Genomic DNA, 8099 nt, shown 5'->3' on the forward strand with positions numbered 1-8099 from the left:
CCGGGTCGTTTTGACCGCCAGGTCTATGTGACGCTGCCCGACATCCGTGGCCGCGAGCAGATTTTGAACGTGCACATGCGCAAGGTGCCCTTGAGCCCGGACGTCAACCCCGCCGTGATCGCCCGTGGCACGCCCGGCATGTCGGGTGCCGACCTGGCCAACCTGTGCAACGAGGCGGCCCTGATGGCCGCGCGGCGCAATGCCCGCACCGTGGAGATGCAGGACTTCGAGAAGGCCAAGGACAAGATCCTGATGGGCCCGGAACGCAAGAGCATGGTCATGCCCGAGAGCGAGCGCCGCAACACGGCTTACCACGAGTCGGGCCACGCCCTGATCGGCAAGCTGCTGCCCAAGTGCGACCCGGTGCACAAGGTCACCATCATTCCGCGCGGCCGCGCGCTGGGGGTCACCATGAGCCTGCCGGCACAGGACCGCTACAGCTACGACAAGGAGTACATGCTGAACCAGATCAGCATGCTGTTTGGTGGCCGGATTGCCGAAGAAGTGTTCATGAACCAGATGACCACCGGCGCCAGCAACGACTTCGAGCGCGCCACCCACATCGCCCGTGACATGGTCATGCGCTACGGCATGACCGCAGCGCTCGGGCCGATGGTCTATGCCGAGAACGAGGGCGAAGTGTTCCTGGGCCGCTCGGTCACCAAGACCACCAACATGAGCGAAGAAACCATGCAGAAGGTCGACGCCGAAGTGCGTCGCATCATCGACGAGCAGTACGCCCTGGCGCGCCGCCTGATCGAAGAACACAGCGAACACATGCACGTCATGGCCAAGGCCTTGCTGGAGTGGGAAACCATCGACAGCGACCAGTTGGACGACATCATGGCCGGCAAGCCGCCCCGGCCGCCCAAGGACTGGTCGCCACGCATGCCTGCCTCAAGCTCTGACACCGGCAGCGGCGGCACACCCGCCGTCAATCCGGATGCGGCCCCCCACGCGGCCTGAGCGGTGACATCCAATCACGGGGCTGCGGCCCCGTTTTTTTTTGACCCACTAACGATCCAACGGGGGTGTGACCATGTATTGGCAGACCAGTCGCTATCAAATTGACCTGGCACGACCCAAGGTGATGGGCATTGTCAACGTCACGCCGGACTCGTTCTCGGACGGTGGCCAGCATGGCTCCACCATGGCGGCACTGAGGCACTGCGAGCAACTGATCCTTGACGGTGTCGACATTCTCGACATTGGCGGCGAATCCACCCGCCCCGGGGCGCCGCCGGTCAGTCTGGCAGATGAGTTGGCCCGCGTCGTTCCGGTGCTGCGCGAGGCCGTTCGTCTGGGTGTGCCGGTCTCGGTGGACAGCTACAAGCCGGGGGTGATGCAGGCCGTGCTGGACCTGGGCGCCGACATCATCAACGACATCTGGGCCCTGCGCTGGCAGGACGGCGGAGCGGGGGCAAACAGCCTGCATGGCACAGCGGTCGTGGCGGCGCACCCCAACTGTGGCGTTTGCCTGATGCACATGCACCGCGAACCCCAGACCATGCAAGTCGCGCCCATGCAGGGCGATGTGGTGCCGCAGGTGCGCGCCTTCCTGGCGCAATCGGCGCAAGACTTGCAGGCACTGGGTGTGGACAAGGCCAGAATCATGCTGGACCCTGGCATTGGCTTTGGCAAGACCGTGGCGCAAAATTTTGCCTTGCTGGCGCGCCAGGCCGAGTTGCTGCAAGCGGGTTACCCGGTGCTGGCGGGCTGGTCGCGCAAGTCGTCATTGGCGGGCATGGTGCCGCACGGTCATCCTGATGCCAGTCTGTCGGCGACCGAGCGCCTGGCACCCAGCCTGGCGGCGGCGCTGCTGGCGGTCGAACGCGGTGCCACAGTGGTCAGGGTGCATGACGTCAAGGAAACCGTGCAGGCTTTGCGGGTGCTGGAGGCGATAAGATAGCCGCTGTTTGAATCAAGACTCAGGTGAAGGCACAACAATGACAAGGCAATATTTTGGTACCGACGGCATTCGCGGTACCGTCGGGCAAGCGCCCATCACGGCAGACTTCACCCTCAAGCTGGCCCATGCTGTCGGTCGTGTGCTGAAACGCCATGAGGCCAAACCCACGGTATTGGTTGGCAAGGACACCCGGATTTCCGGTTACATGCTGGAGAGCGCGCTGGAGAGTGGTTTCAACTCGGCCGGTGTCGATGTGGTGCTGCTCGGCCCTTTGCCAACGCCAGGGGTGGCTTACCTGACACGGGCGCAACGCGCCTCTTTGGGCGTGGTCATCAGCGCCAGCCACAATCCGTTTGAAGACAACGGCATCAAGTTTTTCAGCGCCCAGGGTACCAAGTTGTCCGATGCCTGGGAGCGCGACGTGGAAGCCACGCTGCGCCAGGACCCGGTCTGGGTGGACTCCGCCAACCTGGGCAAGTCACGGCGCCTGGACGACGCTGCCGGCCGCTACATCGAATTCTGCAAAAGCACCTTTGCCAACAATCTGACGCTCAGGGGCTTGCGCATCGTGGTCGATGCGGCCAACGGCGCTGCTTATCAGATTGCCCCCAAGGTGTTCCACGAACTGGGTGCCGAGGTGATCGCCATCGGTTGTTCGCCGGACGGCCTGAACATCAACAAGGGCTTTGGCGCCACCCACCCCGAGGCGCTGATCGCCGCCGTCAAGGCGCACCGGGCCGATGTCGGCATTGCCCTGGACGGCGATGCCGACCGCTTGCAGATGGTCGATGCCGACGGCCGTTTGTTCAATGGCGATGAAGTGCTGTACCTGATGGTCGACGACCGGCTGCGCCGCGGTGAAGCCGTGCCCGGTGTGGTCGGCACGCTGATGACCAACATGGCGGTGGAACTGGCCCTGCAGGCGCGCGGCGTGCCCTTGGTGCGGGCCAAGGTGGGTGACCGCTACGTGCTCGAAGAACTGGAAAAAAACAAATGGCTGCTTGGCGGCGAGGGTTCGGGCCACCTGTTGGCGCTGGACCAGCACACCACCGGCGACGGCTTGATCTCGGCCCTGCAGGTGCTGCAAACCAGCGTGCGCAGCGGCAAGTCGCTGGCGGAACTGCTCAACGGTGTCACGCTGTTTCCTCAAACGCTGATCAACATCCGGCTCAAACCCGGGCAGGACTGGCAAACCAGCGCCATGCTGGAATCTGAAACACGTGCCGTGGAGGCCGAACTGGGCCAAAACGGCCGGGTGCTGATTCGCGCCAGCGGCACCGAGCCCCTGGTGCGGGTCATGGTCGAGGCGCGCGACCCGGTCCAGGCCAAAGCCTGTGCCCAGCGCATTGCCAACACCATTAGCGCCTGAGGTTCCCATGACAAGTGCACCTTCCTTGACGCTGTGCCAGGTCGATTACGCCAACCCGCAGCACATGCAGGCCCTGCTGGATCTGCTCGACGCTTATGCCCGCGACCCCATGGGTGGCGCCGAGCCCCTGTCTGATTTTGCCAGGGCCAACCTGCCGCAAGCGCTGGCGGCACGGCCCAATCTGTTCAGTGTGCTGGCTTTTGACGGGGCATCGGATGGCCTGCCGGTGGGCTTGATCAACTGTGTCGAGGGTTTTTCCACCTTCGCCTGCCAGCCGCTGGTCAATGTGCACGACGTGGTGGTGGCGGCGTCGCACCGCGGGCAAGGCGTGGCTGAGCAGATGCTGGGGCTGGTTGAACAACTGGCGCGCGCACGCGGCGCCTGCAAGCTCACGCTGGAAGTGCTGGAAGGCAATGTGCCGGCGCAAAAGCTGTACCGGCGGCTGGGCTTTGACAACTACCAGCTTGATCCGGCCATGGGCCAGGCGCAGTTCATGCAAAAGTGGCTTTGACCCTTTTTTGATCCTGCTGCACCATGAACTGGCTCAAAAAACTCCCAGGTTACCAGCGCACCCCTTATGGCTTCGAGTTGCGTTTGCTGCGCATGATGCCGCGCGTGCTGCTGCTGGGCACCCTGTTGCCCCTGCTGCTGTCGGGGCTGGCGCGGCTGTTTTATACCCAGGGCACGGCGGCCGAGATTGAGCGCCATATCCAGCTGTTTGACTTCGGCATGATTGGCCTGGCCGTGCTGATCTGGACGGCAGTGGTGATCGTGTCCTTTGGCTGCGTGATCGTCTGGTTGATGAAAGGCCCGGCCTACGTGGCCGATGGTTTCGAAGTCTCGCACAGCGATCAACCCAAGCAGGACTGACCAGGTAATACCTCTGATGCACACCTTTCTCTGGCATGACTACGAGACCTTCGGCACCAATACCCGGCAGACACGGCCGGCGCAGTTTGCCGCCATTCGCACCGACGCAGACCTCAACCCGATTGGCGACCCGCTCATGCTGTACTGCCAGCCCGCCAATGACTTTCTGCCGGAGCCCCAAGCCTGCCTGATCACCGGCATCACGCCCCAGGAGTGCCTGGAAAAAGGCCTGCCTGAAGTCCAGTTTGCCACGCAAATCGAGCAGGTTTTCAGCCTACCCGGCACCGTGGGCGTGGGCTACAACACGATCCGCTTTGACGACGAGATCACGCGCTTCATGTTCTGGCGCAATCTGATCGACCCTTATGCGCGCGAATGGCAGAACGACTGCGGCCGCTGGGACCTGCTCGACGTGGTGCGCACCGCCTACGCCTTGCGCCCGGACGGTATCCAGTGGCCCGTCAAACCCGATGGCAAGCCGAGCTTCAAATTGACCGACCTGAGCGCGGCCAATGGCCTGTTGCACACGGCGGCGCACGATGCCCTGAGCGACGTGCAGGCCACCATCGCGCTGGCGCGGCTCATCAAGACGGCGCAGCCCAAGCTGTTTGACTTCTGTTTTGGGCTGCACAAAAAAGACCGTGTCATGGCCGAACTGGGCTTGCCCACCACCCTGACCCACGCGCGGCCGTTTCTGCATATCTCAGGCATGTTTGCCCCGGAACGCGGCTGTGTCGCCCTGATGTGGCCGCTGGCCATGCACCCGGCCAACAAAAACGAGTTGCTGGCCTGGGACCTGACCTTGGATCCGGCTGAACTGGCCAGCTTGAATGCCGAGCAAATCCGTTTGCGCCTGTTCAGCAAATCCGCCGACTTGCCGGAAGGCATCAGCCGCCTGCCGGTCAAGTCGGTGCACCTCAACAAGTCGCCGATGGTGATGAGCAACCTGAAGGTGCTGAGCCCGGCCATGGCCGGGCGCTGGGGCATCGATGTGGCGGTCCAGATGCAGCACGCGGCCACAGCACGAGATTTGCCCGACATGAGTGCTATCTGGGCGCAGGTGTTTGCCCGGCCGGCAGCCGCGCCGGTGGACGTCGATGAAGACCTGTACGGCGGTTTTGTTGGCAATGCGGATCGCCGGCGCCTCAATGATCTGCGCCGATGCAGTCCGGCCGAGCTGGCCACGGCACGGCCCGCGTTTGAAGACGCGCGTTTGTCCGAATTGCTGTGGCGCTACCGGGCGCGCAATTTCCCACACAGCCTCAGCGCCGAAGAGGCCGGGCGCTGGGAGGCCCACCGCGCGGCGCGCCTGTTTGACGGCGCGGGCGGTGCCCTGACGCTGGAAGCCTTGTTTGAAGAGCTCGACAAACTGGCCGAAAGCGCCAGCGAACGCGACGAAGCCATCCTGGGTGCGCTCTACGACTACGCCTCCGAGATCGCGCCGCAGCGCGGATAGGCCGGCTTCGGCACGGTTGGGTGCGCTAAATTTGCATTCTTGATGCACTGCTGCTAGACTTGAATGATGCTACTATGTGGAGGTTTTGATGCGTACAACCATCACAATTGATGATAATTTGATGAGTCAGTTGATGCAAACCACGGGCGAGTCTTCGCCCGCCAAGGCTTTGCGTCAAGCAGTTCAAGACTACGTGCGTCAGGCCCGTCTGAAAAAATTGCTGGCTTTGCGGGGACAAGTGCCCATTGAAGACAACTGGCGCGAACTGCGCCAGCTTGATGTGATGCCTTTGCCCACGAGCGACCAGGCCAGGCCATGAAACTGGTTTTGATTGACACCTGCGCCTGGATTGATTTTTTGCGCCAGCCGCAAGGCGGTCTGGGCGATCAGGTCGAGCAGTTATTGGCCAGCGACGGTGCCGCCCTGTGTGGCGTCGTGCAGGCCGAGCTGATGCAAGGCGCCAAGGGTCGCAAGGAACAGGATCAGCTTGATTTTTTACTGGCCAACGTGCCTTGCTTCGAGATCACCCCGGCAGACTGGCTGAGCGCCGGACGCCTGCTGGCGCAATTGCGCGCCAAGGGCTTGCAGGTTCCGCTAAGTGATGCGTTGATTGCCGTCTGTGCCAAGCGTAACCAGGCGCCGGTGCTTACCCTGGATCAACACTTTCAGCACCTGAGTGTGGTGCTGTTGTGATGACACCGCAAGACTTCATCGCCAAATGGGGTCCCGGCGGCCCGGCGTACGAGCTCAACGAACGCCAGGGCGCGCAAGCGCACTTCATTGACCTGTGCCAGTTGCTGGGCGTGCCCACACCGGGCAGTGCGAAAGGCTATTTGTTTGAAGAGCAAAGTGATGTGATCGGTGGCCAAAAAGGTTATGCCGATGTCTTCAAGCGCAACCATTTCGCCTGGGAAAACAAGGCGCCCGGCAATAACCTCGACACAGCCCTCAAGCAGTTGCTGACCTACAGCCTGGCGATGAGCAATCCGCCTTTGCTGGTGGTGTGTGACCGGCTCAGCATTCGCATCCATACCCAGTTCAATGGTCACCCGTCCGAGGTTCACACGGTGTTGCTGGGCGAACTGGACCAGCCCGCCAAACAGGCGCTGCTGCGCCGCCTGTGGACCGACCCCGAGAGCTTTCGCCCCAAAACAACCAGCCGCGACATCACCGAGGCTGCCGCCAAAAGCTTTGCCACGCTGGCCGATGGCCTGCGCAAGCGTGACAACGATGCCGACCAGGTTGCCCACTTTCTGACCCAGTGCCTGTTCTGCTTTTTTGCCGAAGACGTGGGCCTGCTGCCCGGGCGCATGTTCGAGGGGCTGGTCAACAACAAAAACCTCACCAGCGACAAATTGACCCAGGGCCTGACCAACCTGTTCACCGCCATGTGTGACGGTGGCCTGTACGGCAACGACGACATTCCCTGGTTCAACGGCGGCCTGTTCAAAAAGGTCAAGGTGCCCGCCTTGACCATCATGGAAGTGACCGAACTGCGCAACGCCGCCGCGCTGAACTGGTCGGCCATTGATGTGTCGATCTTCGGCACGCTGTTCGAGCGCGGCCTGGACCCTGCCAAGCGCAGCCAGCTCGGTGCCCATTACACCGACCCCGCGACCATCTTGCGCATCATCGAGCCCGTGTTGAGCCGTCCGCTGTTGCAGAAATGGGAGCTGATAGCGGAGGCCATACGAGCGCTAATGGCCAAAAGCAAGCAGAGAAAGCGCGCAGCGTACAGCGCTGGTGGTCGCCACTTCAAGGCATCGCTGGGTGATTCTGCTTTTCAGAAGGCTGAGCGCATGTTTCATGATTGGCTGGCAGAACTCCATGACTTTCGGTTGCTGGACCCAGCGTGTGGCAGTGGCAACTTCCTGTTCATGGGCCTCAAGGCGCTCAAGGACATCGAGCACAAAAGCCACCTCGATGCCGCCATGTTCGGGCTCGACCGCGAGGCCGATCTGGTCACCGGCCCGCACAACGTGCTCGGCATCGAGCTCAACGAATACGCCGCTGAACTGGCCCGCGTCACGGTGTGGATTGGTGAGTTGCAGTGGCGCATGGCGCACGGCTACGAGTTCAAGACCAACCCGGTGCTGGAGCCGCTGGACCACATTGAGTGCCGGGACGCGCTGCTTTCGTTTTCTGAACCCGGTGCGCGGGCAGGGCAGACGCCGGGGGCTCATACGCTTCGCTTTTTAAAATCGCCCCCGACATCCGCCCCACCCACGCCCCTGGACGTCGGTTCGCACGTTGAGGTGGAAGAACCGGGTTCAGCAAAGCCAGGTTCGGCAAAGCCGGGTGCAGCAGAAGTGGGGTCGGATCCCGATTTTGCCCAGCAAAACTCGGGCTCCGACCCCGTTTCTGCGGGCGTTCGTGAAGCCACCTGGCCCAAAGCCAATGTGGTGATTGGCAACCCGCCGTTTCTGGGCGACAAGAAGATGCGCTCTTAGTTGGGTTACGAATACACGACTGCCCTACGGAAAACCTACGAAGGC

At 62.3% G+C, this 8099-nt stretch carries 8 protein-coding genes and 1 pseudogene; all 9 read left to right on the forward strand.

Features of this window, described 5'->3' with window-relative positions; genetic code table 11:
• A pseudogene (locus NDI87_RS14785) lies at positions 1 to 966 on the forward strand (cell division protein FtsH); the annotation flags it as partial.
• Positions 967 to 1039: 73 nt separating this feature from the next.
• Positions 1040 to 1909: a dihydropteroate synthase gene (folP, locus tag NDI87_RS14790; protein ID WP_296276203.1), complete on the forward strand. Its 870-nt coding sequence runs from the start codon at positions 1040 to 1042 to the stop codon at positions 1907 to 1909.
• A gap of 37 nt (positions 1910 to 1946) precedes the next feature.
• Entirely contained in the window at positions 1947 to 3278 is a 1332-nt protein-coding gene (gene glmM / locus NDI87_RS14795; protein ID WP_296276204.1) for a phosphoglucosamine mutase, read from the forward strand.
• Between the two features lie 7 nt (positions 3279 to 3285).
• Complete coding sequence (locus NDI87_RS14800; RefSeq protein ID WP_296276205.1) at positions 3286 to 3789, forward strand: GNAT family N-acetyltransferase; 504 nt, start codon at positions 3286 to 3288, stop codon at positions 3787 to 3789.
• 23 nt (positions 3790 to 3812) lie between these two features.
• Positions 3813 to 4148: a hypothetical protein gene (locus NDI87_RS14805; RefSeq protein WP_296276206.1), complete on the forward strand. Its 336-nt coding sequence runs from the start codon at positions 3813 to 3815 to the stop codon at positions 4146 to 4148.
• 16 nt (positions 4149 to 4164) lie between these two features.
• Positions 4165 to 5604 (forward strand): exodeoxyribonuclease I, encoded by a 1440-nt coding sequence (gene sbcB / locus NDI87_RS14810; protein ID WP_296276207.1) that lies wholly within the window; start codon positions 4165 to 4167, stop codon positions 5602 to 5604.
• Positions 5605 to 5680: 76 nt separating this feature from the next.
• On the forward strand, positions 5681 to 5923 hold the full coding sequence (locus tag NDI87_RS14815; RefSeq protein WP_296276208.1) for a type II toxin-antitoxin system VapB family antitoxin: 243 nt from the start codon (positions 5681 to 5683) through the stop codon (positions 5921 to 5923).
• Positions 5920 to 6297 carry a PIN domain-containing protein gene (locus tag NDI87_RS14820; protein ID WP_296276209.1) on the forward strand — a complete coding sequence of 126 codons (378 nt, stop codon included), beginning with the start codon at positions 5920 to 5922 and terminating at the stop codon, positions 6295 to 6297. Before NDI87_RS14815 ends, NDI87_RS14820 begins: the two co-directional genes overlap by 4 nt.
• Positions 6297 to 8054 carry a DNA methyltransferase gene (locus NDI87_RS14825; RefSeq protein ID WP_296276210.1) on the forward strand — a complete coding sequence of 586 codons (1758 nt, stop codon included), beginning with the start codon at positions 6297 to 6299 and terminating at the stop codon, positions 8052 to 8054. Before NDI87_RS14820 ends, NDI87_RS14825 begins: the two co-directional genes overlap by 1 nt.
• Positions 8055 to 8099 lie beyond the last annotated feature (45 nt).

Source organism: Rhodoferax sp., from assembly GCF_023701345.1.
In the GTDB taxonomy this organism is placed as follows: Bacteria; Pseudomonadota; Gammaproteobacteria; order Burkholderiales; family Burkholderiaceae_C; genus Rhodoferax.